We start from the raw sequence: 25,264 nt of genomic DNA on the forward strand, positions 1-25,264 counted from the left end.
CAAAGGCCTGTCCGCTCAGGCTCCGGAGGCGGTCTCCTGGACGGGCGCGTTGACGAAGCGGACGGCCCGCCGCACCAGCCAGCTCGCCATCATGTAGAGGATCAGCAGCACGCCCGCCAGCGGCAGCGCCAGCAGCAGGATCTGGAGCCCGGAGGTGAGCAGCTCGAGCGGGCTCGCCCCGGCGGACGCGGAGGCGGCGAGCCGGCGCATCATCCACCAGTCCTTCATCACCAGGTTCGGGATCTGCGTGACGATGAGGCCGATCTGGACGGCCAGGAGCGGGACGATGGTCAGCACCCAGGCCGTGACGAAGACCTGCGGCCAGCGCTTGAGGTCGCGGAGCCGCTCGTCGGCGGGGCGGCGCAGGAGCGTCCGGCGCAGGATGGGGCCGATGTACTTGAATAGGTCGGGGATGCCGATCAGGTCCGACATGATGTAGTACCCGTCGAACCGCAGCGTCGGCAGCAGCTGCTGGATGATCTCGATGTTGACGTAGAGGACGGCGACGAGCAGCGGCTCGTACCCCGTCGCCAGGTAGAGCAGGACGAGCCCGGCGACGAAGAGCCCGTTGAAGTAGACGCCGGCCAGGTCCGCGCGGAGCCGTCCGGCGCGGCCGAGCCGGTACGACTCGGTGATGTCGGTGTAGAACGCGGGCCACACCAGGTAGATGCCGCACCCCATGACCCCCGGGCGGACGCCGCCGTAGCGGCAGGCGGCGGCGTGCCCGACCTCGTGGAAGGCGCACGACAGCACCCCCAGCGCCATGATCAGCAGGATGCTCACCGGGGCGAGCAGGGTCTGCTGGAGCGCCTCGGCGATCGACCGGGTGGTCAGCACCCACACCTCGCCGGCGATGACGCCGGCCACCGCGACGGCCACGATCAGCGGCCTGAACAGCCAGGCGAACAGCCCGGCGACGAACCAGGAGACCGACTCCGGGAAGACGGCGACCTTGAACTTCAGCCCGAGGAACGGGTCGGCCTTGACGACGGGAGGCGGGGTGCCGTCGCTGTAGGTCGTCACGCCGAGCGGAGCCAGCTTGTGGTCGACCAGGTAGACGAGCTGCTCTGCGGTGAGGCGGGCGCCCGCCTGCTCGCTGACCGCCGCGGCCACGGTGTCGAGCGCGGCCGTCACGTCCTTCGTCCCGGCCGGCTCGCGGTGGTCGTGCAGCGTCTTCGCGACGAGGAACAGCAGCGGCGGCAGCCGGACGAGCTGGCGGTTGGGCAGGCACACCAGCTGCGGCGGCTCGCGGTAGCCGGAGTTCTTGAACTCGCCGGCGAACTCGGCGCCCTCGGTGATCGTGGGAAGGGTGAGCGCCGCCCGAGCGCCGGCGGCGGTGGCCTGGCCCGCGGGGTCGCTCATGATCCGTGGTGGACCACGACGGGGAAGCACGTCACCGTGGTGCGCTCGGCCTCCGCGAACAGCCCGGTGTCGAGCACGCCGGACGTCCCGGCCGAGTGGGTGTACTGGCAGGCGTACACGGCGTCGAGGTCGCCCGCGCGGCCGGCGGCCGACAGCAGCAGCCGCCCGGGGAGCACCTCGCCCGACAGCCTGTCGAGTTCGGCGTAGCTGAGCGCGTGAGGGTTGGTTGTGCTCATCGGTTCGCTTTCAGATCGTCCGGAAAGAGGGGGAAGGGCTGGCGGGAATCACCAGCCCTTCCGTGCGGGCGCGAACCCGCGGTCATGCTCGGTCTAGTCAGCCGACCGTGGCGCCGCTGCAGGCGACGGTGGCGGTGTTCGGGCCGGCCAGGAGCAGCTGGCCGAGGCTGCCGCTCTGGTTGACGACGTTGGTCGCGCAGTTCGGCACGATCGAGTTGCCGCCGCCGCCACCGACGAGGAGGGTGGACAGGACGGCGCGCTCCGGCAGGACCTCGCCGGTCAGCTCGGCCAGGTCGGTGTAGCTGTAGGACTTCATGTGGTTCCTTTTCTTCCTTGTCACGCCCGGATTCCAAGGTGGATACCGGATGTCCTTCTCCCGCCCGGATCGGAACGGGTAGCTCTACGTATAGCAGATGTGACTGGCCGTAGCCAAGCGCCCCTTGATCAGCGTCTTCGCGGGCGGGCGCCGGAGGCATGAGCGGCTCCTGCCGGGTAGGGACGCCTACGTCCAAGCCCGATGGGAGGAGTGGGAGCATGGCCGAGAGCAGCTTCAGCATCGACGTCGCGGCGATCCGGGAACGCGCCCGCCAGAAGATGGCGGACGGCCCGGTGACCGCGGGGTACGGCAGGAGTCCCGAGGAGGTCATCGGCGTCCTCAACGACGTCCTGGCGACCGAGATCGTCTGCTGGATGCGGTACGCGCAGCACGCGATCAGCGCGACCGGGATCGACCGCGCGCAGGTGGCGGCCGAGTTCGGCGAGCACGCCGACGAGGAGCGCGACCACGCCATGCGCGCCGCGGAGCGCATCAGCCAGCTCGGCGGCGACCCCGACTTCGACCCGAAGACGATCGCCGCGCGGTCCCACACGACCTACGTGACCTTCGACGACGGCGACCTGCGGGGGATGCTGCAGGAGAACCTCGTCGCCGAGCGGATCGTCATCGAGTCCTACCAGGAGATCATCCGCTGGCTGGGCGACGGCGACGTCACCACCCGCCGGCTGATGGAGCACATCCTCGCCGAGGAGGAGGAGCACGCCGACGACCTCATGGACCTCCTGGGGAACTGACATGCGATTCGGGTACACGCTGCTCTGCGAGCAGACGCCGCCGAAGCAGCTCGTCGCCGACCTCGTCGAGGCCGAGGAGGCGGGCTTCTCCTACTCGGTCATCTCCGACCACTACTTCCCCTGGCTGGAGGACCAGGGCCACTCCGCCTACGCCTGGTCGGTGCTCGGCGCCCTCGCCCAGGCCACCCACCGCATCCCGCTGATGACGTTCGTGACCTGCCCGATCATGCGCTACCACCCGGCCGTCGTGGCCCAGAAGGCCGCCACGATGGGCGTGCTGTCGGACGGCCGGTTCACGCTCGGCCTCGGCGCGGGGGAGAACCTCAACGAGCACGTCGTCGGGCGCGGCTGGCCGTCGGTGGACGTCCGGCACGAGATGTTCGCCGAGGCCGTCGAGATCATCCGCGCGCTGTTCGGCGGCGACTACGTCAACTACCGGGGCCGGCACTTCACCGTCGACTCGGCGAAGCTGTACGACCTGCCGGACGAGCCCGTCCGCATCGGCATGGCCGCCTACGGGCCCCGCGCGGGACGGCTCGCCGCGCGCCACGCCGACCTGCTGATCTCCGACCAGCCCGTCGAGGGCACCGTCGACGTCTTCCGAGCCGAAGGCGGGGCGGGGAAGCCCGTCTACGGCCAGATCCCGGTCGCCTACGGCCACGACCACGACGAATGCAAGGACCGCGCCCACCGCATCTGGAGGTTCTCCGCCCCGGCCTGGAAGGTCATGGCGGAGCTGCCGGGCCCGGTGAACTTCGAGGCGGCGGCGAAGACCGTCCGGCCCGAGGACGTCGCCGAGTCGGTGCCGTGCGGCGACGACGTGGAGGACTACCTGGCGGCCGTCCAGCAGTGGGCGGACGCGGGCTTCACGCACATCTCCTTCTGCCAGTCCGGCGCCGAGCACCAGAAGGACTTCCGGACGTGGGCGGAGGCCGACCTCCTCCCGGCGCTGCGCGAACGCTTCGGTTGAGCGCCCGGTCTCCCCTGCTGCGCCTGCTGGGCGCCCAGACCCAGGCGACGGGCCCGGCCGACGTGCGGACGGTGGTCGACCCGCCGCGTCCCGCCTCCGCTCCCGCTCCCGCCGCGGCCTCCGCGGCGCCGGTCTGCTGAGACCGGAACGGCGGACGCCGCCGCTGGAATAGCGGTGACCTAAATGCCAATTTACGGACAGGTAACGGTAAATACCGCGGCTGGTTCGTCGTCGAGGGAATGAGAGATTTTGATCAGGTATTGACCGGCAGAGGGCCGTTGTCTATCTTCCAGGTAGAACGCGTTCTACTTGGTGGTCGGAACCGTGGTCGACGCGGACACGGCGGTTCCCGGCTCCCGGCCCTCGGCTCACGACCGCGGCGCCGTCCATTGGCCACGGGCGGGGCAGCGCGCGGATTCGAGGGCGTCCCACCCCATTCCTTCGGGTGCAGGCGCGACGCCCACCGTTCGAAATGAGGACTCCCTTGTCCCGCACCACGAAGACGGCCGCGCTCGGCTCGGCCTTCGCCGCGGCGGCGCTCACCGTCGCCGTGACCGCCACCCCCGCCCTGGCTTGGACGGCCGGCGACTTCACGGCCACCCTGAACGGGACCATGACGATCGACGCGGGAATCCCCGCCTCCTGCACCGGCTCCACGCTGTCCGGCACGATCGCCGAGGACGGCACCCTGTCCATCACCTCGGCGTCCGTCGAGGGCTGCGGCGTGACCGTCACGCCGCAGGACCTGCCGTGGAGCGGCAGCCTGGACAACGGGGTCGCCACCATCAGCGGCTTCTCCATGAGCGCCATCGGCTGCACCTACGCGGGCAGCATCAGCGGCGGCTTCACCGGCACCGACCTCCCGGTCACCGCCACCTTCACCGAGCAGACCGTCAGCAAGACCAGCGGGCTCTTCTGCCCGGGCTCGGCCACCGTCACCGCCACCTACGACTTCGCCCAGGCCTGACCCGGCGAACGCCGTGACCCCGGCCGCACACCGGCCGGGGTCACGGTGGGGCCGTCAGCGCACTTCGTAGGCCCGGACGACCTCCTGGGTGATCTTGTTGCCCTGGGTGTCCTCGGCGGCGACCCGCAAGGAGACCAGTCCCTTCCCGCCGATCCGCGCGACGCCGTCCTTCACGGGGACGGTGGTCCAGGTGGCGCCGTCGTCGAAGGAGGTTTCCAGCGACAGCCGCTTCAACGGCATCGGCGAGCCGTCAAGGCGCCCGACGTTCACCTTCAGCTTCCGGGACCGTGCCCTGTTGCGCAGGTCGAGATCGGCGTCGAGGTCCACGCGGAGGAGCGGGATCGCGGTCGTCTCGGTGGTGTGCGCGGAACGGAACGCCCAGACCGTCTTGGTGCTCGTGGAGAACCGGGCCCAGGTCGCCTTGTTGGTGAAGTCGTACTCGACCCGGTAGGCCGCGTCGTCCGGCGTGGCCGCCAGATACCCGTCCGCCAGATAGGCCGTCCGGGCGACGAGCCGGTCATCCTGGTAAACGCGGAAGTCGGTTTCGAATCCCTGCGGGAACATGCTCGTGTAGGCGTCCGAGAAGTCGTTCTCGGCGTCCACCAATCCGACGTGGATGTTGATGGTGTTGCCTTCGCGAGTGAACGGCGTGGTCGGAGGGATCCCGCCCAGGAACGGAGGCTTGGCCCAGGCATGCGTCCCTCGATATCCGGGTTTGAACGAGGTCCATCCGGGATCGTTGAACGAAAGACGCGGTGTCGGCGTCTGGGGGAAGTTCGACACGACGGAATGCGCTTCCGGTGTCGTGGTCAGCACGGACCATTCCGTCTTCGGATCGGCCGAGAAGTACTGCGTACGTCCCGAGCGGCTGTGGGGGTAGCCATAGCCGACGGTGAAGTCCTCCCATGCGCGCCTGCCGAAGTGGGTCGTCGTCACGGTGCCGGTGTCGTGGTAGGTGGCGTCGACCCGCGCCAGATCCCGGGTGCGCACGACGTGGTTCAGGTTCTCGGAGATCCGCCCCTTCTCCGGGAAAAGGAGGTTGTACTGGTAGGGGCTGTTCAGGACGCCCTTGGCGGTCACCTTCGCGTTCTTCTTGCTCATCAGAGCAAGCCCTTCTTCGCGGGACAGGTACACCGTCGGGACCTTGAGCAGGACGCCATAGGCGCCCGTCGCTTCGAGTCCGGTCTCGTCGTTCACGCCGGGCTTGTCGTTGTAGACGGCGACCATGCGCGCACCGGCCTCGGCGGCCCGGTTGGCCTGCTCGCTGACGGCCACGCCGTCTTCGCGCTGGATCAGCGCGAGACGTCCGCGCAGGTCGGCGCGGGGGTCGTCCCCGTCCTGGACCCGCATCGCGGCGCTGCCGTCAAGACGGGGGAACTGGTGTGTGGACCCGCTGAACAGGAACGCGGGATAGTACTCCGGGTGCAGAGGGATTCCCTCGGCCCGCATGGTGATGACGGGGGCCTCCAACTGCCATCGCGTGTAGGCGTCGAACGTCCCGGTGCGGACCTTGCGGGTCGGCTGCATGAACACACGCTCTTTCAGGAGCGAGGCGCCTGTCTGAAGGGTCAAGGTCTGGGCCGGGCCCTTCTCGGGTGCGCGCATCCACCCCAGCGCGCTCATGGCGCCGGGATTGGGCTTGGTGACGTGCCCGGGCGTCTCGATGGTCACCTCCTTCGCCTTGCGCGCGTCGAGCACGATCTCGGTGTCCCCGGTGATCTCGATCTCCGGGTCGCCCACCAGGCTGTAGCTGAGCGCCTTCGCGTGGGGGTCCGGGCTCGGCGCCCAAGACGGCATCGTCTTGATGTACGCCATGACGGAGTAGGTCCCCTTGGGCACCTGGACGCATTCGGCGTGGTCCCAGTCGGCATTCGTGCACGGCAGGCCGGGGGTACCGGGCAGCGGCCGGCTCAAGGTCGCGAGCGACCCGTCCTCGACGTTGACCAGCTCGGCCTGGCCGCCTCCGGGCCGGCCGTCCCTCGCGATGCTCTTCAGGCGGACCGTCACGAGATCGCCGGCCGCCGCCTTCGGCTTGGGTGCGGCGGGGCGCCGATGCTCGTGCAGAGCGGTCACGTTGTAGCGCTGCGGGTTCTCCGAGGTCTTGTCGCTCGGAACGACGTAGAGGTCACCGTTCCGGTGCGAGACCGAGAACGCGGGTGAGCGTCCCCGTCCGGGCGTCACGGTCACCTGGTCGCCCGCCACGTGGACCTTGTCGCCCGTCGGCAACGTGACATCGTAGGCGCCGCCACCGACCCGCAACGCGGACGGTGGGGCCGGCCGCGCGTTCGCCGGTGCCGCGAGCCCCAGGGCACCGAGCCCCAGAACGGCGAGGCCCAGCGCGGCCGTCGTCTTCGCCAGCATGGCCATCCCTCCAAGAAAGTCGATCTTGATTCTCAGGCCGTGATCACGAGGGATCCAGAGACCGGGATGGCGGCTTCCGTCATGGCGGGAACCCGCCAAACGGTCGAAGGACCTCTACATTTAGGACGTGTCCGATTCGCCGCTGCTGGAGGGACTCGGGGTCTCCGCCGCCGAGGAGACGGCCTACCGCGGCCTGCTGCGCGAGGGCCCGTGCACCCTCGCCGACCTCGCCGCGCGGCTCGGCACGTCGGTCGCCGCCGTGCGCCGCCTCCTGCCGCGCCTGGAGGAGCTCGGGCTCGTGACCCGCCTGGCCGGCCGCCCGCTCCGCCTCCTCGCCACCCCGCCCCACGTCGCGGTGGAGGCCCTCGTCGCGAGCCGCCAGGAGGAGATCGCCCGCAGCCGCGCCGCCATCGGCCCCCTCCTCGCCGAGGCCGCCCCGCACCCGGAGGAGCTCGTCGAGGTCGTCAGCGGCCGGGCCGCCGTGGCCCGCCGCTACCTACAACTCCTCCAGGGCGCCCGCGAAGAACTGATCGTCCTGGTCCACCCGCCGTTCGCCACCGACGTCGCGGTCTCCAGCGACGAGCAGGAACGCACGATGCGCCGCGGCATCCGGGTGCGCGGCATCTACGGCCCCGAGGCGTTCGGCGAGCCCGGGGCGCTCGACCGCGTGCGCCGCGCCGTCGCGTCCGGCGAGCAGGCCCGCCTCGGCGCCGTCCCGATCAAGCTGGCCATCGCCGACGGCCGCACCGCGATGCTCCCGCTGACCTCCGAGCACGCCAGCTCGGTCGACAGCTCCCTGATCGTCCACCCCTCGGCCCTGCTGGACGCCCTCGTCTCCCTCTTCGAGGTGCTGTGGCGCAGCGCCCTCCCGCTCCCCGGCGAGGACGCCCCGGACGACGCCGTCCTCACCCTCCTCGCCGCGGGCCTCACCGACGACGCGATAGCGCGTCGCCTGTCCATCAGCACCCGCACCGTCCAGCGCCGCGTCCGCGACCTCTGCGACCGCCTCGGCGCCCGCACCCGCTTCCAGGCCGGCGCCCTCTACACCCGCCACCGCACCCCCTGACCGGGCGTATCACGCCTAATTTCCGGCGCCCGGCATTTCCGGTGTGCGGCGGTATATATCGCCTTTATTGCATTTGGTGTTAATACTTGCGGGTGTGACGGCGGGGACAGTAGTTTCGTCGGGCTAGCGGAGCGGCGGGCCTGGGGCGGCCCGGACAGCTGGGGAGCCATGAAGAAGCGTACCGACAGGAAGATCGCCATCGCGGGCACCGCGGCGGCGGCCGTGCTGCTGCCCGCGGTCATGGTCGGGCTCGCGCAGGCCGGGGTCGGCGTGCCGAAGGGCAGGTCGGAGGCTTCCGGGAACGGCAAGCCCATTCCGTCGTTCGGGCCCGCCACGCAGCCGTCCGCGCCCGGCTCGGCGTCCCCGACCACGTCGCCGAAGGCCCCGAAGCTCCCGAACGTCCCGCTGAACAGCAACCCCTTCGGCACCGGCGGCGGGTCGCCGAGCCCCACCGACCCCGACTCGAACACCGGCAGCCACGGCAAGAAGCCGCACCTGCCGCCCGGCGCCGGGTCGGGCAAGTACGCCAAGGCGCCCGACGGCGCCACCATCACCGGCGTGAAGAAGGTCGCCTCGCGGATCTTCGACGTCACGATCGCCTCGCCCGCGCTGGGCGCGCAGGTGAAGACCCGCGTGATGGTGCCGAAGAGCTGGAAGTCCAGCACCACCAAGACGTGGCCGGTCGTGTACGCCTACCACGGCGGCAACAACAACTACACGTCGTGGACGAAGGACTCCAACATCGAGCAGGTCGTCGGGCCCTACAACGCGATGGTCGTGATGCCCGAGGGCGGCTGGAACGGCTCGTACACCAACTGGTACAACGGCGGCAAGGGCGGCATCCCCGAGTGGGAGACCTTCCACATCCGCGAGGTCATCCCGCTGATGGAGCGCAATTTCCACGCGGGGTCGGTGCGCGCCGCGATCGGCCTGTCGTCCGGCGGGCAGGGAGCGATCACCTACGCCGAGCGGCACCGCATCTTCAAGTACGCCGCGTCCTACAGCGGCGCCCTGAACATCACCGCCCCCGGTATGCCGATCATCCTGACGTCGATGAACCGCGAGGCGGGCACCGCCATCTGGGGCGACCCGATCAGCGCGCGGGCGAACTGGCAGGCGCACGACGCGACCGTGAACGTGGCCAAGCTGAAGGGTGTCGGCGTCTACGTCTCGTCCGGCAACGGCCAGCCCGGCCCCCACGACAAGCCCGACACGCCGCCGCACGACGCGGGGCGGATCGGCGAGCAGCTCGCCGGGACGATGAACGAGAACTTCGTCGCCGCCGCCAAGCGGGCGGGCGTCCCCGTCACGTCGCACCTGTACGGGCCGGGGATGCACAACTGGAAGTACTGGCGCGTCGAGCTGCAGCGCAGCTGGCCCGCCATCGCCAAGGCCATCGGCGCCGGCAGGTCCTGACACCGGGGTGAAGGGCTTCGCGCGGCGGGAGTTCCAGCTCGTGCTGCTGCGCCGGATGGCCGACTATCAGCCGGAGCTAGTCGAGGACGCGATGCGCTCGCTCGGCGCGGACCGCACCGAGATGCGGGAGGTCAACGCGCGCTGGCAGCGCATCGTCCGGTCCCGGACGTTCCCGCGCGGGCGCCGCCGCTACGAGGCCGTCCTCGGGCCCGCGACCGCCGCGGAGCGCCGGATCGGGGACGTCGTCTGCGAGGTGGCGTGGTGGCCGCCGTTCCCGCTCTGGCCGGGCCTGCGCTTCGAGATCCTCATGGCCCCGGACGGGACGGTCGCGCACGAGTGGCTCGTCCGGGACGAGGGCGCCCCGGTGCCGCGGCTGGAGACCGTGGACGATCTCGTCCCGTGGTCCTGCGTGGTCGGTGACCTCGACGAGCGGTTCGGGGCCGTGGCGCACCAGGACGGCGACGCCCCGAGCCGCTGGCACGCGACCCTCACCGCACCGGACGGGACCACCTATGTCGCCCATTTCGTCTGGGGCCTCCTCCAGACGGTGGTAAGTGTCTGACCTGCCCGAAATGTTGGGACGATCTTGGCATTTCCGGAAACCGTCGATGGCGCAGGCGTCCCTAGCGTGGACGTCATGCGAGCTGTACGGGACCGGCGATGCCCGAGGTGACCTTCATCCCTCCCGGCTTTCCGGCGTGGACCGACCTGGGAACCCCGGACGTGGAGGCGTCCGAGCGGTTCTACCGCGGACTGTTCGGCTGGTGCGTCTACGAGCTGACCATCCCGGGGCGGACCGACTACCTCATGTTCACCCTCGGCGACATCGGCGGGCCGGAGGTCGCCGGAATGCAGGAACTCGCCGACGACACCCAGCCTCCGTCCTGGACCTGCTTCATCCGCAGCGACGACATCGAGGCGACCATCGCCGTCGTGGAGGCCGAGGGCGGGCAGGTGCTGGTGGACCCCTCGGACGTCGCGCATCTGGGCCGCTTCGCGGTCTGCATGGACTCCCAGGGCGCCGAGTTCGCGCTGTGGCTCCCGTTCGACCGGGCGGTGGGCGCCGGCGTGGTCGACGAACCGGCCGCCCGGTGCTGGGTGGAGCTGGCCTGCGAGGACGTCGAGGAGGCGAGGCGCTTCTACGGCAAGGTCTTCGGATGGGACGCGGTCGAGCGCCAGTACATCGCCGGCGCCGCCCCCTACACCAACTGGAGGGTCGGCGACTGGTCCCTGGGCGGCATGGTCCAGCTCGACGACCGCTTCCCGCCGGGCTTCGGCGCCCACTGGGTCCCCTACTTCTGGGTGACCGACTGCCCCGCGGCCACGGCGAAGGCCGCCGATCTCGGCGCCCGGGTCCTGCTCGGGCCGACCGAGGTCGGGCCGGGCCGCTTCTCCATCCTCATCGACCCGACCGGCGCCAGGCTCGGGCTCTTCACCCCGGCGCCCGGCCGGCGTCCGTCGATCCCGCCGGACGGTCCGGAGCGTGAAGACGGCCGAGGAGCATGAGGACGAGCTCGTCGATGACCTCGTCGAGGGTGGCGTCCACCCAGCCGGCGCTCCAGTCGTGCAGGAGGCCGTTGATGCTGCCGATGAAGGCGGTGGCGGCGATCCGGTAGTCGCGGTCGGGGATCTCGCCGCGCGCGGCGGCCGCGGCCGCCTCGGCGCAGATGAAGTCGACCCAGCGGGCGCGCCGGGTGAGGCGCTGGCGGTCCATCCGCGGGCTGACGCCGACGATCTCGACGAAGGCGATGCGGATCCGGGCGCGGTCGCCGGTGATGCCGGCGGCGTAGGCGCGGAAGAGGCGGGCGGTGCGCTCGGCCAGTTCGAGGCCCTCGACGGACGGGAGCGCGGCGAGGACGTCGCGCTCGGCGGCGTCGTTCACTTCGAGGTGCAGGTCTGCGAGGAGGTCCTCCAGGGTGCGGAACTCCTCGTAGAACTGGCGGGTGGACAGCCCGGCCGTCTCGCTGAGCGCCGCGACCGTGGTGCCCCGGTAGCCGGGGCCGCGGCCGAACATCTCCAGGCCGGCGTCCAGGAACCGGCGGCGGCGCTCGGCGCGGCGCTCGGCGGCGGTCCGGCCGCCGTACCTGCCGGTCGGTGTCGCGCGCCTGCCCGCCACGTCGCTCCCTCCGCTCGCTGGACCGCATTTTCCCGCAAATGGGTCTTGTGCGACACATCACCCTGTCTTACTGTCCAGTAACCACGGTTCGAACACGACCGTTTTCACACCGGAGACCCACCCCCTCCAGGAGGACGCGATGCCTTCCCGAAGTCTCCGACGAGGTACCGCGCTGCTGGCCGCCGCCGTCCTCGCGGTGACGGCGATCAACGGTGCCCTCCCCGCGCGGGCGGCCGGGCCGCTCCGGGACGTGATGGCCGTCGGCAACGGCCAGGGCGGCACCGTCAGCTTCATCGACACCGCCACCTACGCCAACCTCGGCTCCATCAACGTCGTCCCCGACCTCCAGGAGCGCCTGGACGCCATGACGCCGGTGGAGCGCATCGGGTACGAGGCCGTCAACGCGGCGCAGGGCTACCGCAAGCTCGTCGACGACATGGCCGTCTCCCCGGACGGGAAGACCATCTACGTCTCCCGGGGCGCCCTGTCGGACGCCGTCGCGTTCGACATCGCCTCGAAGCGGATGCTGTGGCGGCGCAAGACCGAGGGCTTCAAGGCCGACCACGCTTCGCTGTCGCCGGACGGGACGCGGTTCATCGTCTCCGCCACCACGGCGAGCAAGGCCGAGGTCATCAAGACCGCGACCGGCGAGCTGGAGACGACCTTCGCCACCGGCACCTACCCGCACGCCAACGACTACTCGCCGGACGGCAGGATCGTCTACAACTCCAGCATCGGCATCACGTCGCTGCCGAAGGCCCTCAACGTGCTGAAGGGGTCGAAGGCCGTCACCGCGGTCGACGCGGCGACGTTCCGGCCGCTGCGCACCTACACCTTCGAGTACGGGATCCGACCGGCCGTGTTCACCCGCGACAACAAGACGATGTACGCGCAGCTGTCCTACCTCAACGGGTTCGTCGAGTACGACCTGACCGCCGGCCGGATCAAGCGGACGGTGCAGATGCCGTTCAGCGACAAGGCCGCTCGGATGAAGCCGGACGACTACCCGCAGAACTCCGCGCACCACGGCATGGCCATGAACCCCGACGAGTCCAGGCTGTGCGTGGCGGGGACGATCGACGACTACGTCTCCATCGTGTCCCGTCCGGGCCTGACGACGGCCGGAACCGTCCACTACCCGACCGACGCGCTGCCGTACTGGACGCAGACCAGCCCGAACGGTCACGACTGCTTCGTCTCGCTCGCCGAGGAGGACCAGGTCTCCGTCGTCGACTACCGGACGGCCAGGGAGGTCGCCCGCATCGACGTCGGCCGGTTCCCGCAGCGGGAGCGCGCCGCGAAGCTCACCGCCGAGGCCGTCGCCTCGCTCGCCCCCGCCAGGGGCTGAGCCCGAGACCGGTCACCGCGCGGCCCGATTCCCCCGGCGGGCCGCGCGGTGACTTTTCGTGCGCCCGCGCCGTGCCTGCGCCGCGACCGTCTCGGCGCCGCTAATGTACGCAGGATTGTTGATAATCTGGGTTACAAGGCTGAGGGTGGGGCATGAGTACTACTGCCCCCTCCAGTCCCCTCCTCGTCGTCAGCGCCCACGCGGGCGACTTCGTGTGGCGCGCCGCCGGCGCGATCGCCCTGGCCACGGGGGCTGCCTCGGCCCGTCCATCCGCCCGGTGCACCTCGGCTCGCGGATCGCCGGGACGGCGGTGACGGTGCTGTCGTGGCCGGGCGACAACCTGATGATCCATGTCGCGGTCGAGCAGTGCCGCCCCGGGGACGCATCAAGCACGGCACATCATGACCGGCGGGGCCGGCCGGTCAGCCGGACAGGCGCCTGAGCAGGTCGCGGCTGGCGGCGGCCATGGTGGGCGGGACGTCGAGCTCGTCCAGCATGGTCGCCGCGGCCTCCATCTCGGCGGCGCGGCGGACGGCGTGCTTGTAGGTCCCGTCGACGAGCCGGTCCACGGTGTGCTCGCCGGCCGCGGCCAGCTCCTCGACGATGTTGCCGCGCAGCCAGTCCTCGCAGCCGGCCGCCCGCGCCGCCTCCAGCGCCTCGACGACCGACCCGGCCAGCCCCTTGAAGAAGACGCTGCGGAGCAGCTTGCGGCCCGCGGCCTCGCCGGCCTCGGCGTCCATCACCTCGACGCGGGCGCCGAGCGGGCCGAGCAGGGCGGCGACGCGGGCCGCGCCGTCCCCGGCGGCCAGCATCGGGGTGCGCAGCCCCCGTCCGGGCACCGGTGCCATGATCGCGACGTCCGCGAACGGGACGCCGCCCTGCCGGGCGATGCCGTCCAGCTCCCGCTTCAGGCCCGGCGACCCGGTGTTCAGGTCGGCCCAGACGGCGCCGTCCTCGACCCCGCCGATCCCGGCCTTGAACGCCGCGGCCGCGTCGTGCGCGCTGTTGACGCTCAGCACGAGGTCGGAGCCGGCCGCGGCCTGCGCCTCGCTCCCGGCCGGGACGATCCCACCGGACGCCGCGACGAGCGGGTCGTAGCCGCGCACGACCGCACCCGCCGCCACGAGGTCGCGCGCGATCGCGCCCCCCGCCTCACCGAGCCCCAGTACGGCGATGACCGTCATGCGTGCCTCCCTCGCGACCTGCACTTGCGTCACCGGATACCCTAGATCAGCGACAAAATTGGCGACAATCTGGGGGACTCCGTGAGCGACGTGGTGGCCGGGATCCGCGAGGCGATCCTGAGCGGCGAGTTCGTCCCGAACCAGCGGCTGATCGAGGCCGACCTGTCCGAGCGGTTCGCCGCGAGCCGCGCCGGCGTGCGGGCGGCGCTCGTCGAGCTCGCCAACGAGGGCCTGATCGAGCGCGTCCAGAACCGCGGCGCCCGCGTCCGCGCCGTGTCGCTGGAGGAGGCCGTGGAGATCTCCGAGGTGCGGATGGTGATCGAGGGGCTGTGCGCCGCCAAGGCCGCCGAGCGCGCCGCCCCGGCCGACGTAGCCTCGCTCCAGGAGATCGGCGAGGCGATGCGGACCGCGGTCTCGTCCGGCGACGTGCTCGGCTACTCCCGGCTCAACGAGCGGCTGCACAGCCGCGTCCGCGAGATCAGCGGCCAGGCGACGGCGTCGCAGGTGCTTGAGCGGCTGCGCGCCCAGAACGTCCGGCACCAGTTCCGGCTGGCCATGCACCCCGGCCGGCCCCAGGTCTCGCTCCCGCAGCACCTGGACATCATCGACGCCGTCGCCGCCCGCGACCCCGCCGCCGCCGAGGAGGCGGCCCGCGCCCACCTCCGCAGCGTCATCGAAACGCTCCGCGAGATAGCCCCTTGACGCGCTCCCCGGCCTGAAGGCCGGGGATTCAGCCCGTGCCGCGCGTGCGGCACCTCTGTGGCTTCCTGTTTCACCGGGTCCTGCCCTCCGCTAGGCGGCGGGTCTTACGGTCCCTCCGCAGGCGTTTGGCCTCTCCGCCCGTCCGGCGGCGAGGATGTTGCGGGCGGCGTTGACGTCCCGGTCGTGGACCGCCCCGCACGGGCAGGCCCACGACCGGACATTCAGCGGCATGGACTCGGCGACCGCCCCGCACGCCGAGCAGAGCTTCGAGCTGGGGAACCAGCGGTCCACCTTCATCAGGGTCCGGCCGTACCGGTCGGCCTTGTACTCCAGCATGTTCACCAACGCCGACCATCCGGCGTCGTGCACACTCTTGGCCAGCCGGGTGCGGGCCAGGCCCTTCACCGACAGGTCCTCCACGTACACCGCTTGGTTCTCGCGGATGATCCGGGTGGAGAGCTTGTGCGCGAAGTCCCGGCGCGCATCGGCCACCCCCGCATGGGCACGGGCGACCTTGACGATGGCCTTCTTCCGGTTGTTCGACCCTTGTGCTTTCCTGCTGAGCGCCTGCTGGGCTTTCTTCAACCGGCGTTCGGCGCGGCGCAAGAAACGCGGGTTGTCGATCTTGCGGCCGTCCGAGAGGACCGCGAAGTGGGTGAGCCCCAGGTCGATGCCGACCTCGGCGGCGGTCTCGGGCAGCGGCTCGCCGCTGGTCTCGACCACGAACGAGGCGAAATACCGGCCCGCCGCGTCCTTGACCACCGTCACGCTGGACGGCTCGGACGGCAGGCGGCGTGACCACCGCACCGTAACATCGCCGATCTTCGGCAGGCGCAGCTTCCCGCCCGCCGTGACCTGGAACCGGGCGTTCCTGGTGAAGCGGATCGCCTGCCGCCGGTCGCTCTTGGACCGGAACCGGGGCGGGGCGACCTTTGCCTTCCGTTTGCCGGTGATCGAGTTGAAGAAGTTGCGGTAGGCGGTGTTCAGGTCCGCCAGGGCCTGCTGGAGGACGACGGCCGAGACCTCGCCCAGCCATGCCCGCTGGCCGGTCTTCTTCGCCTCGGTGATGACTTGCTTGGACAGCTCGCCGTCGGAGATGTACGCCAGCCCGGCCGCGTGCGCTTCCTGCCGTGCGCGAAGGGCGTCGTTGAACACCACCCGGGCACACCCGAAGGCATTGGCCAGCGCTTGGCGCTGGCCGGCGGTCGGGTAGAGGCGGAAGTTGTACCGGAGCTGCACATCATGATCCTATCGTTGGTTTATGGCCGAGTATGGAGACATCAGAACAGGTAGACATTGTGTTTTTGCTCTGCACGCTCACTTGGTTTTCGTCACCAGGTTCCGGCATCGGGTGTTCACCGGTACCCATCTGGAGCGCATGGAGCAGATCATGCGGGACGTGTGCGCTGACTTCGAGTGCGAGCTGGCGGAGTTCAACGGCGAGAGCAACCACGTCCACCTGCTGGTGCACTTCCCGCCGAAGGTCGCCCTGTCCCGGCTGGTCAACTCGCTGAAAGGGGTGTCCTCCCGGCGGCTGCGACAGGAGTTCCCCGAGCTGGCCCGCCACTACTATCGGGCGAACAAGCTGTGGTCGGGCTCCTACTTCGCCGGGAGTGTGGGCGGCGCTGCGATCACCGTCCTGCGCCAGTACATCGAGCAGCAGAACCGCCCCGTCTGAGCCCACCCGGACGACGATCCGCCTGGCGGCGGATCGTCTTTCCCTGCCCCGCTACGCGGGACGGTCCGCTTCACCCCCGGCCTGAAGGCCGGAGCACTGCGGACGAGCCAGGAAGCGGAAAACCCTTCGCGGTCCTCCTCGTCCGGCCGTTACGGTCACGGTGCCGCACAGGCGATCTTGCCCGGCGGCGGTCGTCATCAGAGAGAAGAGGAGGATCCCCGATGACAACCACGACCCTTGCTCTGACCAAGGTCCGCAACATCGGGATCATGGCGCACATCGACGCCGGGAAGACGACGACCGCCGAGCGCATCCTCTTCTTCACCGGCGTGTCGCACCGCATCGGCGAGGTCCACCACGGCAACACGGCGCTGGACTTCATGAAGCAGGAGCGCGACAAGGGCATCACCATCACGTCCGCGGCCACGACCTGCCACTGGGACGGCCATACGATCAACCTGATCGACACGCCGGGCCACGTCGACTTCACCATCGAGGTCGAGCGCTGCCTGCGCGTGCTCGACGGCGCCGTGGCCGTCTTCGACGGCGTCGCGGGCGTCGAGCCGCAGTCGGAGACGGTGTGGCGCCAGGCCGACCGGTACGGCGTGCCGCGGATCTGCTTCGTCAACAAACTCGACCGGGCGGGCGCGGACCACCTGCGCTGCGTCGGCATGATCAGGGAACGGCTCGGCGCCGTCCCGCTGGTCATGCAGCTGCCGATCGGCGCAGAGGGCGAGTTCGCCGGGGTCGTCGACCTCGTCTCCGAGCGCGCCCACGTCTGGTCGGACGGGGACTACGCGGTCACCGGCGTCCCGCCGGGCATGGCCGAGGACGTCCGCCGGTGGCGGGCCGCGCTCATCGAGACGGTCGCCGAGCACGACGAGGAGGCCATGGAGCTGTACCTGGCCGGCGCGGAGCCGTCCGAGGAGCAGCTGCACGCGGCCGTCCGGCGGCTCACGGTCGCGTCCGCCGTCACCCCGGTGCTCTGCGGGAGCGCGTTCAGGAACAAGGGCGTCCAGCCCCTGCTCGACGCGGTCGTGCGGTACCTGCCGTCGCCGCTGGACGTGCAGGACGTGTCGGACGACAGGCCGCTGGCCGCGCTCGCCTTCAAGATCATGGCCGACCGGCACCTGGGCCGGCTCACGTTCGTCCGGATCTATTCCGGGCGCCTCGTGGTGGCGCGCAGGTGCTGAACAGCGTGAAGGAGCGCAAGGAGCGGATCGGCAAGATCTACCGGATGCACGCGGACGCGCGGGAGGAGATCGCCTCGGCCGGGGCGGGCGACATCGTCGCCGTGATGGGCCTGAAGCAGACCACCACCGGCGAGACGCTGTGCGACGGCGCCCACCCGGTCGTCCTGGAGTCCATGGACTTCCCGGCCCCGGTGATCGAGGTCGCGATCGAGCCGAGGTCCAAGGCCGACGTGGAACGGCTGGGCGCCGCCGTCCAGCGGCTCTCGGAGGAGGACCCGTCGTTCCAGGTCCACGACGAGGACGGGCAGACCGTCATCGGCGGCATGGGCGAGCTCCACCTGGAGATCCTCATCGACCGCATGAAGGAGGAGTACGGCGTCGAGGCCAACGTCGGCCGCCCGCGGGTCGCCTACCGCGAGACCGTCCGCCGGGCGGTGGAGCGGGTCGACCTGACGCACCGCAAGCAGTCGGGAGGCAAGGGCCAGTACGCGAAGGTGCAGATCTCCGTCGAGCCCATCGAGGACGGGTACGAGTTCGTCAACCGGGTCACCGGCGGGCGGATCCCGAAGGAGTTCATCCCGTCCGTGGACGCGGGCTGCCAGGAGGCGATGCAGACCGGCGTGCTCGCCGGGCACGAGATGACCGGCGTGCGCGTCACCCTGCTGGACGGCGACTTCCACCCGGTCGACTCGTCCGAGCTCGCCTTCAAGATCGCCGGTTCGCTGGCGTTCCGGGAGGCGGTCCGGCGCGCGTCCCCGGTGCTGCTCGAACCGGTGATGGCCGTCGAGGTCACCACCCCCGAGGAGTACCTGGGCGCGGTGATCGGCGACCTCAACGCCCGCCGGGGCCGGATCGAGGGGACGGGCGAGCGCGCGGGCGCGTGGACCGTCGAGGCCCTCGTCCCGCTGGCGGAGATGTTCGGCTACGTCGGGCACCTGCGCGGGGCGACGTCGGGCCGCGGCGTGTTCACCATGCGGTTCGCCGCCTACGCCGAGGTCCCGCCGGCGGTCGCCGAGACCGTCATCGCGGCCGGCTGAGGCCCTGACCGGGGCCGCACCGAGGTGCGGCCCCGGTCAGCTCCAGATGGTCACGTAGACCGGCGGGCGGAAGCGGGACGGCGGCACGCCCGAGCCCGGCGAGCGCATGAGGTGCAGCGCCTCCGCGGTCGCCAGGAACCGGCGGAACACCCCGGCGAGCGGCGGGCGGCGGTCCGGCGCCAGCGTCGTGGCGTGCCAGCGGATCTCCAGCGGGGTCGCGGGGGTCGCGATGACGTGCAGCTCGCCGCGCTGGACGCGCGGCGCGACAAGATGGGCGAGGGCGATCGCGAGGCCGTCGCCGTCCGCGGCGGCGGCCCAGGCCGCGGTCTGGTTGGGGTAGACCCGGATCCTGTCCTCGGGCACCTTCAGCCGGCGCAGCAGCCGCGCGGTCTCGCTGCCCGGGTCGGTGCCGGACGGGTCGACCAGCCACAGCGGGCGCGGTGCGGGGACCGTGCCCGCGGCGCCGCCGCCCACGGCGACCAGGGCGGTGCGGTAGACGGGCTCGCTGACGAGGCCCGGGTCGTCGGCGAGATGGGGGCCGAGGGCGACGTCGGCGAGGCGGTTGTGCAGCAGGACGGGCATCTCGCGTCCGGCGACGACGCCCGCGCTGCCCTCGACGGGGCGGGACGAGCGGGCGGCGAACGCGTCCAGCAGCGGGGTCGCGACGAACTCGGCGATGGCGGGGACGGCGACGACCCGCAGCGCCTCGGGCGCGCCGCGGGCCGCGCGGACCGCGCCCTCCGCCTCCGCGCCGAGCACCACCATCTGCGACGCGATCGGCAGCAGGCGCGCCCCGCCCTCGGTCAGCGTCATCCCGCCGGGCCCGCGGACCAGCAGCGGGTCGCCCAGGTGCTGGCGCAGCGCGGCCAGCGCCTGCGACACGGCGGGCTCGCTCACGTTCAGCGCCCGCGCCGCCTCCTTCACCGAGCCGAGCCGGGCGACGAGGACGAACGCGCCGAGCTGCGTCAGCGTCATACCGCCCAGTCTGGCCCTCCGGGCGGCCCGCGTTAACCCTTCGCTTATTCGCCTGTTGTCCCTGTTCGCGAGGCGGAGTGAGAATTCCGTCACATCCTTACTCCGAGGGGGACGCCGTGCAGGTTCCCGCGAACTTCGAGTACGCGAAGGCGACGACCGTCGAGGAGGCGCTGGCGCTGCTGGCGCGCCACGGCGACGATGCGAGGGTGCTGGCGGGCGGCCACAGCCTGCTCCCGATGATGAAGCTGCGCCTGGCGCAGCCCGAGGCCCTGGTCGACATCAACGACGTGGCGGAGCTGGCCCGCATCCGGATCGAGGGCGACGCCCTGTGCGTGGGCGCGCTCGTCCGGCACGCCGAGCTGCTGGCCTCCGCCGTCGCGGGGGAGCACTTCCCGATCCTGCACGACGCGGAACGGGTGATCGCCGACCCGGTGGTGCGCAACCGGGGGACGGTCGGCGGCTCGCTGTGCCAGGCCGACCCGTCCGAGGACCTGGCGGCGGCGTTCGCCGCGCTCCGGGCGTCGGCGGTGATCCGCGGGCCGGGCGGGGAGCGCGTGGTGCCGGTCCGGGAGTTCCACACCGGCCCGTACGAGACGGTCGTGGAGCCGGGCGAGCTGCTGACGGAGCTGAGGGTGCCGATCCGCCCCGGAGGGTCAAGCGCCTACGTCAAGGTCGAGCGGCGGGTCGGGGACTGGCCGCTCGCCGCCGCGGGCGCCGTGCTGAGGCTGGCGGACGGGCGGATCGCCGAGGCCGGGATCGGCCTGACGGTGGTACGGGCGGAGCACTTCACCGCCGCGGAGGCGGAGGACGTGCTGCGCGGCGCCGTCCCGTCCGAGGAGGTCTTCGCCGAGGCGGGACGGGTGGCCGCCGAGCACTGCGACCCCGGGTCCGACCAGCGGGGACCCGCCGACTACAAGCGCCACCTGGCCGGGGAGCTGACCACCCGCGCGCTGCGCCGCGCCTACGAGAGGTGCCTGCCGTGAACATCACCGTGACGGTCAACGGGCAGCCGTACACCCGCGACGTCGAGCCGCGGATGCTGCTCGTCCACTTCCTGCGGGACGAACTGGACCTCACCGGGACGCACTGGGGCTGCGACACGTCCAACTGCGGCGCCTGCGTCGTGTGGCTGGACGGGGTGCCGGTGAAGTCGTGCACGGTCCTGGCGGTGATGGCGTCCGGCAAGGAGGTCCGCACCGTGGAGGGCCTGGAGCGGGACGGGGAGCTGGACCCCGTCCAGAGGGGCTTCAGCGAGTGCCACGGCCTCCAGTGCGGGTTCTGCACGCCGGGGATGCTGATGACGTCGCGGTGGCTCCTCGACCACAACACCGACCCGACCGAGGCGGAGATCCGCGAGGCGGTGTCGGGCCAGATCTGCCGGTGCACCGGCTACGAGAACATCGTCCGGTCCGTCCGCTGGGCCGCCGAGCACTCCTCCCGGGAAGTGACGTCATGAGCCAGGTCACGAGCGAGAACGGGCACCGCGGGTTCGGCAGGGTGCCGCGCAAGGAGGACGCCCGGTTCATCCGCGGCAAGGGCACCTACGTCGACGACATCAAACTGCCGGGGATGCTCTACGGGGCGGTGCTGCGCAGCCCGCACGCGCACGCCCGGCTCGTCTCCGTCGACACCACGGCGGCGGAGGCGCACCCGCAGGTCAGGGCCGTGATCACCGGCGAGACGCTGGCCGGCCTGAACCTCGCGTGGATGCCGACCCTGTCCGGCGACGTGCAGGCGGTCCTCGCCACCGACAAGGTGCGGTTCCAGGGCCAGGAGGTCGCGTTCGTCGTCGCCGAGTCGCACTACGCGGCGCGGGACGCGCTGGAGCTCATCGACGTCGACTACGAGGCCCTGCCCCCGGTGATCGACGCCCGCCGGGCACTGGACGAGGACGCCCCGCTGATCCGCGACGACGTGGAGGGGCGCACCGGCAACCGCATCTTCGACTGGGAGGCCGGGGACGCGGACGAGGCCGCCCGCGTCTTCGACGGGGCCGAGGTGGTCGTCGCCCAGGACGTCCTCTACCCGCGGGTCCATCCGGCGCCGCTGGAGACGTGCGGGATCGTCGCGGACATGGACAGGGTGACCGGCAAGCTCACCGTCCACACCACCACCCAGGCCCCGCACGCCCACCGCACCGTCTACGCGCTCGTCGCCGGGCTGCCCGAGCACAAGATCCGGGTCGTCTCGCCCGACATCGGCGGCGGCTTCGGCAACAAGGTCGGCATCTACCCGGGCTACGTGTGCGCCATCGTCGGCTCGATCGTCACCGGGCGTCCGGTCAAGTGGATGGAGGACCGGTCGGAGAACCTGATGACGACCTCCTTCGCCCGCGACTACCACATGCGGGGTGAGATCGCCGCGACGCGGGACGGGCGCATCCGCGGCCTGCGCGTGAAGGTGCTCGCCGACCACGGCGCCTTCAACGGCACCGCCCAGCCGACCAAGTTCCCGGCCGGGTTCTTCCACGTGTTCACCGGCTCCTACGACATCGAGGCCGCGCACTGCGCCGTCACCGGCGTCTACACCAACAAGGCGCCCGGCGGCGTCGCCTACGCCTGCTCGTTCCGCATCACCGAGGCCGCCTACCTGGTCGAGCGGATGATCGACGTGCTGGCCGCCGAGCTGGACATCGACCCGGCGGAGCTGCGGCTGCGCAACCTGCTGCGCTCCGAGCAGTTCCCGTACTCGACGGCCACCGGCTGGGAGTACGACTCCGGCGACTACCCGCGCACCCTGCGCAAGGCCCTGGACATCGCCGGGTACGACAAGCTGCGCGCCGAGCAGGCCGACCGGCGCGAGCGGGGCGACGGCCCGCTGATGGGCATCGGCATCAGCTTCTTCACCGAGGCGGTCGGCGCCGGGCCGCGCAAGCACATGGACATCCTCGGGCTCGGCATGGCCGACGGCGCCGAGCTGCGCGTCCACCCGACCGGGAAGGCGGTGCTGCGCATCTCCGTCCAGACGCAGGGGCAGGGGCACGAGACGACGTTCGCGCAGATCGTGGCGCAGGAACTCGGTATGCCGGTGGAGGACGTCGAGGTCGTCCACGGCGACACCGACCAGACGCCGTTCGGCCTCGGCACCTACGGGTCGCGGTCGACGCCCGTGTCCGGCGCGGCGACGGCGGTCGTCGCGCGGAAGGTGCGCGAGCGGGCCCGGATCGTCGCGGGAGCGATGCTGGAGGCCGCCCCCGAGGACCTGGAGTGGACGCCGGGGCGCTGGAACGTGCGCGGCGACCCGTCGTCCGGGGCGACCATCCAGGAGATCGCGATGGCCGCGCACGGCAGCCTCGAACTCCCGGAGGGGGTCGAGGGGCATCTCGACGCGACGACCGTCTACAACCCGCCCAACCTCACCTACCCGTTCGGCGCCTACATCGCGGTCGTGGACGTCGACCCCGGCACGGGCAAGGTCACCGTCCGCCGGTTCGTCGCGGTCGACGACTGCGGCGTCCGGATCAACCCGATGATCGTCGAGGGGCAGGTGCACGGCGGGCTCGCCGACGGCGTCGGGATGGCGCTCATGCAGGTCATGGCGTTCGACGAGGACGGCAACCACCTCGGCGCCTCGTTCATGGACTACCTGCTGCCCACGTCGATGGAGTGCCCGTCGTGGGAGCTCGGCGAGACCGTCACGCCCTCGCCGCACCATCCGCTCGGCGCGAAGGGCGTCGGCGAGTCCGCGACCGTCGGCTCGCCCGCCGCGATCGTCAACGCGGTCGTGGACGCGCTCGCGCCCTACGGCGTCCGGCACGCCGACATGCCGCTCACCCCGGCGAACGTCTGGCGCGTCATCCAGGGGCGGCCCTTCCGCACGGACCTGGCGATCCCCTGATGATCGAGAACGCGGAACTGGCGGAGCGCCTGCGCGGCGAGCGGACGCCGTACGTCCTCGCCACGGTCGTGCGGGCGGAGCGCCCGACGAGCGCGAAGACCGGCGACCGGGCGCTCGTCCTGCCGGACGGGACGATGGAGGGGTTCGTCGGCGGCCACTGCGCCGAGTCGGCGGTGCGCGACCAGGCGCTCGAACTGCTCAGGTCGGGCCGGTCGACCCTGCTGCGCATCACCCCCGGCGCGGACGCCCCGCCACTGGAAGGGATGGTGACGGTGAGCAACCCGTGCCTGTCCGGCGGGACGGTCGACGTGTTCCTCGAAGCGGTGATCCCGCCCGCGCTGATGAACGTCTACGGCGACGGGCCGGTCGCGCGTGCGCTGACCGAGGTGGGACGGGTCGCCGGGTTCGACGCCCGCCCGTCCACGGCGGCCGACCCGCCGTCGCCGGACGCGGCGGCGGTCGTGGTCGCCACCCACGGACGCGACGAGGAGGCCGTCCTCCAGGCCGCGCTGGACGCCGGCGTCCCCTATATCGGCCTGATCGCCAGCCGGAAGCGGGGCACCGCGGTGACCGCGGACCTGGAGGGCGGCGAGCGGGTCCACACCCCGGCGGGGCTGGACATCGGCGCCCGCACCGCCCCCGAGATCGCGCTGTCGGTGCTCGCGGAGATCCTCTCGCTGCGTCCCCGCGCCGACCGCCCTCCGGAGCCGGTGGCCCCGGTCGAGGCGTCGCCGGCCGGGATGGGGGAGTGCTGCCACCACGGAGGTTGACGGCCGCGCACGACTAGAATTAGGTTCGCATTCCGACCGGTCGGTACATTCCTGCCGTCCGGGCTCCCGGCGAGAGACGGAGGCGGCGGATGCGAGCGGCACGGCAGGCATGGCGGCGGCTGGAACCGGTCCATTCGATGATCTACTTCGTGCCGGAGGCGCCGGAGCGGTACGCCGCCCTCGGCCTGGACGCCCGGACCGCCTACTTCGCGTCCCGCGCGGCGGCCTTCGGGCGCGCCTCCGCCGAGATCGTCATCGCGACGTTCTACAACTTCAACCCCGAGGTCGTCCGCGCGGCCCTTCCCGGCGCCTGGGAGAAGACGTCCCCCGAGCAGGTGCTCGACGCCCGGGCGGACGCGGCCGCCGCGGCCCTCCGCCGCGCCGGCGTCGACCGGCTCCCCGGGCTGGAGGAGACCCTCTCCCTGGCCCGCCGCGCCGCCGAGGCCGCCGGCGACCACGCCCAGGGCAGGCCCCTCTACGCCGCGCACGCGGCGCTGCCCTGGCCGGACGAGCCGATCCTCCAGCTCTGGTGGGCGCAGACCCTCCTGCGCGAGTTCCGCGGGGACGGGCACATCGCCGTCCTCACCGCGGAGGGCGTCACCCCCGTCGAGGCCCTCGTCCTGCACGTGGCCACCGGCACCATGCCCAAGAAGTTCCTGACGTCGACCCGCGCGTGGCCCGCCGAGGAATGGGAGGCGACCGCCGAGAGCCTCCGCGGGCGCGGCCTGCTCGACGGCGAATCCCTCACGCCCGAGGGCGAGGCCTTCCGCCAGCGCATCGAGGACCGCACCGACGAGCTCGCGCTCCCCGCCTACGCCGCCCTGGGCGAGGACGGCTGCGAGCGCCTCGCCGAAATGGCCCGCCCCTTCGGCAGGGCCGTCGTGGACGCCGGCCTGTTCGGCCTCTCGTAGCACGCCGCCCCGGGGTCTCCGCTAGGCTCGCGCCGATCGGGTCGTCTGGCGCGCTAGGGGTGTC

General features: G+C 71.7%; 25 protein-coding genes and 1 pseudogene. 18 read left to right on the forward strand and 8 right to left on the reverse strand.

Annotated features, from left to right (window positions below; genetic code table 11):
- Nucleotides 1–15 precede the first annotated feature (15 nt).
- The 3 genes from ABGB11_RS13815 to ABGB11_RS13825 form a co-directional block, all read right to left on the reverse strand.
- Complete coding sequence (locus ABGB11_RS13815) at nucleotides 16–1,362, reverse strand: hypothetical protein (protein ID WP_347632545.1); 1,347 nt, start codon at nucleotides 1,360–1,362, stop codon at nucleotides 16–18.
- Nucleotides 1,359–1,598 carry a hypothetical protein gene (locus ABGB11_RS13820; RefSeq protein WP_347632547.1) on the reverse strand — a complete coding sequence of 80 codons (240 nt, stop codon included), beginning with the start codon at nucleotides 1,596–1,598 and terminating at the stop codon, nucleotides 1,359–1,361. The genes ABGB11_RS13815 and ABGB11_RS13820 overlap by 4 nt, the downstream gene beginning before the upstream one ends.
- Before the next feature lie 97 nt (nucleotides 1,599–1,695).
- Nucleotides 1,696–1,914 (reverse strand): hypothetical protein, encoded by a 219-nt coding sequence (locus tag ABGB11_RS13825; RefSeq protein WP_347632549.1) that lies wholly within the window; start codon nucleotides 1,912–1,914, stop codon nucleotides 1,696–1,698.
- A gap of 218 nt (nucleotides 1,915–2,132) precedes the next feature.
- Here ABGB11_RS13825 and ABGB11_RS13830 point away from each other — a divergent pair, with 218 nt between their 5' ends.
- From ABGB11_RS13830 to ABGB11_RS13845, 4 genes are all read left to right on the forward strand, one after another.
- Nucleotides 2,133–2,669 carry a DUF892 family protein gene (locus ABGB11_RS13830; protein WP_347632551.1) on the forward strand — a complete coding sequence of 179 codons (537 nt, stop codon included), beginning with the start codon at nucleotides 2,133–2,135 and terminating at the stop codon, nucleotides 2,667–2,669.
- 1 nt (nucleotide 2,670) lies between these two features.
- Nucleotides 2,671–3,639 carry a TIGR03557 family F420-dependent LLM class oxidoreductase gene (locus tag ABGB11_RS13835; RefSeq protein ID WP_347632553.1) on the forward strand — a complete coding sequence of 323 codons (969 nt, stop codon included), beginning with the start codon at nucleotides 2,671–2,673 and terminating at the stop codon, nucleotides 3,637–3,639.
- Nucleotides 3,636–3,779, forward strand: a complete 144-nt coding sequence (locus ABGB11_RS13840; RefSeq protein WP_347632555.1) for a hypothetical protein — start codon at nucleotides 3,636–3,638, stop codon at nucleotides 3,777–3,779. Before ABGB11_RS13835 ends, ABGB11_RS13840 begins: the two co-directional genes overlap by 4 nt.
- Nucleotides 3,780–4,123: 344 nt before the next feature.
- Nucleotides 4,124–4,606 carry a hypothetical protein gene (locus ABGB11_RS13845; RefSeq protein ID WP_347632557.1) on the forward strand — a complete coding sequence of 161 codons (483 nt, stop codon included), beginning with the start codon at nucleotides 4,124–4,126 and terminating at the stop codon, nucleotides 4,604–4,606.
- A gap of 54 nt (nucleotides 4,607–4,660) precedes the next feature.
- Here ABGB11_RS13845 and ABGB11_RS13850 read toward each other — a convergent pair whose 3' ends face one another.
- Complete coding sequence (locus tag ABGB11_RS13850; RefSeq protein ID WP_347632559.1) at nucleotides 4,661–6,967, reverse strand: PA domain-containing protein; 2,307 nt, start codon at nucleotides 6,965–6,967, stop codon at nucleotides 4,661–4,663.
- 127 nt (nucleotides 6,968–7,094) lie between these two features.
- Here ABGB11_RS13850 and ABGB11_RS13855 point away from each other — a divergent pair, with 127 nt between their 5' ends.
- The 4 genes from ABGB11_RS13855 (at nucleotide 7,095) to ABGB11_RS13870 (ending at nucleotide 10,955) form a co-directional block, all read left to right on the forward strand.
- Nucleotides 7,095–8,033 (forward strand): winged helix-turn-helix transcriptional regulator, encoded by a 939-nt coding sequence (locus ABGB11_RS13855; RefSeq protein ID WP_347632561.1) that lies wholly within the window; start codon nucleotides 7,095–7,097, stop codon nucleotides 8,031–8,033.
- Nucleotides 8,034–8,201: 168 nt separating this feature from the next.
- Entirely contained in the window at nucleotides 8,202–9,449 is a 1,248-nt protein-coding gene (locus ABGB11_RS13860; protein ID WP_347632563.1) for an alpha/beta hydrolase-fold protein, read from the forward strand.
- Nucleotides 9,450–9,456: 7 nt separating this feature from the next.
- Entirely contained in the window at nucleotides 9,457–10,011 is a 555-nt protein-coding gene (locus ABGB11_RS13865) for a hypothetical protein (protein WP_347632565.1), read from the forward strand.
- A gap of 98 nt (nucleotides 10,012–10,109) precedes the next feature.
- Nucleotides 10,110–10,955, forward strand: a complete 846-nt coding sequence (locus tag ABGB11_RS13870) for a VOC family protein (protein ID WP_347632567.1) — start codon at nucleotides 10,110–10,112, stop codon at nucleotides 10,953–10,955.
- On the opposite strand, the gene ABGB11_RS13875 is transcribed toward ABGB11_RS13870, so the two are convergent.
- Nucleotides 10,882–11,565, reverse strand: coding sequence for a TetR/AcrR family transcriptional regulator (locus ABGB11_RS13875; protein WP_347632569.1), 684 nt, complete (start codon nucleotides 11,563–11,565; stop codon nucleotides 10,882–10,884). The two genes, ABGB11_RS13870 and ABGB11_RS13875, sit on opposite strands and share 74 nt — an antisense overlap.
- Before the next feature lie 139 nt (nucleotides 11,566–11,704).
- Here ABGB11_RS13875 and ABGB11_RS13880 point away from each other — a divergent pair, with 139 nt between their 5' ends.
- Together ABGB11_RS13880 and ABGB11_RS13885 are read left to right on the forward strand one after the other, a co-directional pair.
- Entirely contained in the window at nucleotides 11,705–12,913 is a 1,209-nt protein-coding gene (locus ABGB11_RS13880) for a YncE family protein (protein ID WP_347632571.1), read from the forward strand.
- Nucleotides 12,914–13,016: 103 nt separating this feature from the next.
- The gene (locus ABGB11_RS13885) at nucleotides 13,017–13,355 is read left to right on the forward strand and encodes a hypothetical protein (protein ID WP_347632573.1); all 339 of its coding nucleotides are present in this window, start codon (nucleotides 13,017–13,019) and stop codon (nucleotides 13,353–13,355) included.
- Here the strand turns inward: ABGB11_RS13885 and ABGB11_RS13890 are convergent.
- Nucleotides 13,336–14,097, reverse strand: coding sequence for a DUF1932 domain-containing protein (locus ABGB11_RS13890; protein WP_347632575.1), 762 nt, complete (start codon nucleotides 14,095–14,097; stop codon nucleotides 13,336–13,338). The genes ABGB11_RS13885 and ABGB11_RS13890 overlap by 20 nt on opposite strands.
- A gap of 81 nt (nucleotides 14,098–14,178) precedes the next feature.
- Here ABGB11_RS13890 and ABGB11_RS13895 point away from each other — a divergent pair, with 81 nt between their 5' ends.
- Nucleotides 14,179–14,799, forward strand: coding sequence for a GntR family transcriptional regulator (locus tag ABGB11_RS13895; RefSeq protein ID WP_347632577.1), 621 nt, complete (start codon nucleotides 14,179–14,181; stop codon nucleotides 14,797–14,799).
- 90 nt (nucleotides 14,800–14,889) lie between these two features.
- On the opposite strand, the gene ABGB11_RS13900 is transcribed toward ABGB11_RS13895, so the two are convergent.
- Complete coding sequence (locus tag ABGB11_RS13900) at nucleotides 14,890–16,038, reverse strand: transposase (protein WP_347632579.1); 1,149 nt, start codon at nucleotides 16,036–16,038, stop codon at nucleotides 14,890–14,892.
- A gap of 22 nt (nucleotides 16,039–16,060) precedes the next feature.
- Here ABGB11_RS13900 and tnpA point away from each other — a divergent pair, with 22 nt between their 5' ends.
- Together tnpA and fusA are read left to right on the forward strand one after the other, a co-directional pair.
- Complete coding sequence (tnpA, locus tag ABGB11_RS13905; RefSeq protein WP_347632581.1) at nucleotides 16,061–16,477, forward strand: IS200/IS605 family transposase; 417 nt, start codon at nucleotides 16,061–16,063, stop codon at nucleotides 16,475–16,477.
- Nucleotides 16,478–16,698: 221 nt separating this feature from the next.
- A pseudogene (gene fusA / locus ABGB11_RS13910) lies at nucleotides 16,699–18,707 on the forward strand (elongation factor G).
- Nucleotides 18,708–18,743: 36 nt separating this feature from the next.
- Here fusA and ABGB11_RS13915 read toward each other — a convergent pair.
- A complete protein-coding gene (locus ABGB11_RS13915) occupies nucleotides 18,744–19,682 on the reverse strand; it encodes a LysR family transcriptional regulator (protein WP_347632583.1) in 939 nt (312 codons plus the stop codon).
- 116 nt (nucleotides 19,683–19,798) lie between these two features.
- Here ABGB11_RS13915 and ABGB11_RS13920 point away from each other — a divergent pair, with 116 nt between their 5' ends.
- The 5 genes from ABGB11_RS13920 to ABGB11_RS13940 all read left to right on the forward strand — a co-directional run bounded on the left by ABGB11_RS13920 (nucleotide 19,799) and on the right by ABGB11_RS13940 (nucleotide 25,200).
- Nucleotides 19,799–20,665: a xanthine dehydrogenase family protein subunit M gene (locus ABGB11_RS13920; protein WP_347632585.1), complete on the forward strand. Its 867-nt coding sequence runs from the start codon at nucleotides 19,799–19,801 to the stop codon at nucleotides 20,663–20,665.
- Nucleotides 20,662–21,138, forward strand: coding sequence for a (2Fe-2S)-binding protein (locus ABGB11_RS13925; protein WP_347632587.1), 477 nt, complete (start codon nucleotides 20,662–20,664; stop codon nucleotides 21,136–21,138). Before ABGB11_RS13920 ends, ABGB11_RS13925 begins: the two co-directional genes overlap by 4 nt.
- On the forward strand, nucleotides 21,135–23,519 hold the full coding sequence (locus ABGB11_RS13930) for an aerobic carbon-monoxide dehydrogenase large subunit (RefSeq protein ID WP_347632589.1): 2,385 nt from the start codon (nucleotides 21,135–21,137) through the stop codon (nucleotides 23,517–23,519). Before ABGB11_RS13925 ends, ABGB11_RS13930 begins: the two co-directional genes overlap by 4 nt.
- A complete protein-coding gene (locus ABGB11_RS13935; protein ID WP_347632591.1) occupies nucleotides 23,519–24,289 on the forward strand; it encodes an XdhC family protein in 771 nt (256 codons plus the stop codon). Before ABGB11_RS13930 ends, ABGB11_RS13935 begins: the two co-directional genes overlap by 1 nt.
- A gap of 89 nt (nucleotides 24,290–24,378) precedes the next feature.
- Nucleotides 24,379–25,200 carry a hypothetical protein gene (locus ABGB11_RS13940; RefSeq protein ID WP_347632593.1) on the forward strand — a complete coding sequence of 274 codons (822 nt, stop codon included), beginning with the start codon at nucleotides 24,379–24,381 and terminating at the stop codon, nucleotides 25,198–25,200.
- Nucleotides 25,201–25,264: the final 64 nt, after the last annotated feature.

This window comes from Actinomadura sp. B10D3 (assembly GCF_039871695.1).
GTDB classification, from domain to species: Bacteria; Actinomycetota; Actinomycetes; order Streptosporangiales; family Streptosporangiaceae; genus Spirillospora; species Spirillospora madurae.

What these genes read in the sequence shown, in the direction of transcription:
- ABGB11_RS13815 (WP_347632545.1), bottom strand. Translation starts at nt 1,362, where the DNA reads ATGAGCGACCCCGCGGGCCAGGCCACCGCCGCCGGCGCTCGGGCGGCG.
- ABGB11_RS13820 (WP_347632547.1), bottom strand. Translation starts at nt 1,598, where the DNA reads ATGAGCACAACCAACCCTCACGCGCTCAGCTACGCCGAACTCGACAGG.
- ABGB11_RS13825 (WP_347632549.1), bottom strand. Translation starts at nt 1,914, where the DNA reads ATGAAGTCCTACAGCTACACCGACCTGGCCGAGCTGACCGGCGAGGTC.
- ABGB11_RS13830 (WP_347632551.1), top strand. Translation starts at nt 2,133, where the DNA reads ATGGCCGAGAGCAGCTTCAGCATCGACGTCGCGGCGATCCGGGAACGC.
- ABGB11_RS13835 (WP_347632553.1), top strand. Translation starts at nt 2,671, where the DNA reads ATGCGATTCGGGTACACGCTGCTCTGCGAGCAGACGCCGCCGAAGCAG.
- ABGB11_RS13850 (WP_347632559.1), bottom strand. Translation starts at nt 6,967, where the DNA reads ATGCTGGCGAAGACGACGGCCGCGCTGGGCCTCGCCGTTCTGGGGCTC.
- ABGB11_RS13860 (WP_347632563.1), top strand. Translation starts at nt 8,202, where the DNA reads ATGAAGAAGCGTACCGACAGGAAGATCGCCATCGCGGGCACCGCGGCG.
- ABGB11_RS13870 (WP_347632567.1), top strand. Translation starts at nt 10,110, where the DNA reads ATGCCCGAGGTGACCTTCATCCCTCCCGGCTTTCCGGCGTGGACCGAC.
- ABGB11_RS13880 (WP_347632571.1), top strand. Translation starts at nt 11,705, where the DNA reads ATGCCTTCCCGAAGTCTCCGACGAGGTACCGCGCTGCTGGCCGCCGCC.
- ABGB11_RS13885 (WP_347632573.1), top strand. Translation starts at nt 13,017, where the DNA reads ATGTACGCAGGATTGTTGATAATCTGGGTTACAAGGCTGAGGGTGGGG.
- ABGB11_RS13890 (WP_347632575.1), bottom strand. Translation starts at nt 14,097, where the DNA reads ATGACGGTCATCGCCGTACTGGGGCTCGGTGAGGCGGGGGGCGCGATC.
- tnpA (WP_347632581.1), top strand. Translation starts at nt 16,061, where the DNA reads ATGGCCGAGTATGGAGACATCAGAACAGGTAGACATTGTGTTTTTGCT.
- ABGB11_RS13915 (WP_347632583.1), bottom strand. Translation starts at nt 19,682, where the DNA reads ATGACGCTGACGCAGCTCGGCGCGTTCGTCCTCGTCGCCCGGCTCGGC.
- ABGB11_RS13930 (WP_347632589.1), top strand. Translation starts at nt 21,135, where the DNA reads ATGAGCCAGGTCACGAGCGAGAACGGGCACCGCGGGTTCGGCAGGGTG.
- ABGB11_RS13935 (WP_347632591.1), top strand. Translation starts at nt 23,519, where the DNA reads ATGATCGAGAACGCGGAACTGGCGGAGCGCCTGCGCGGCGAGCGGACG.
- ABGB11_RS13940 (WP_347632593.1), top strand. Translation starts at nt 24,379, where the DNA reads ATGCGAGCGGCACGGCAGGCATGGCGGCGGCTGGAACCGGTCCATTCG.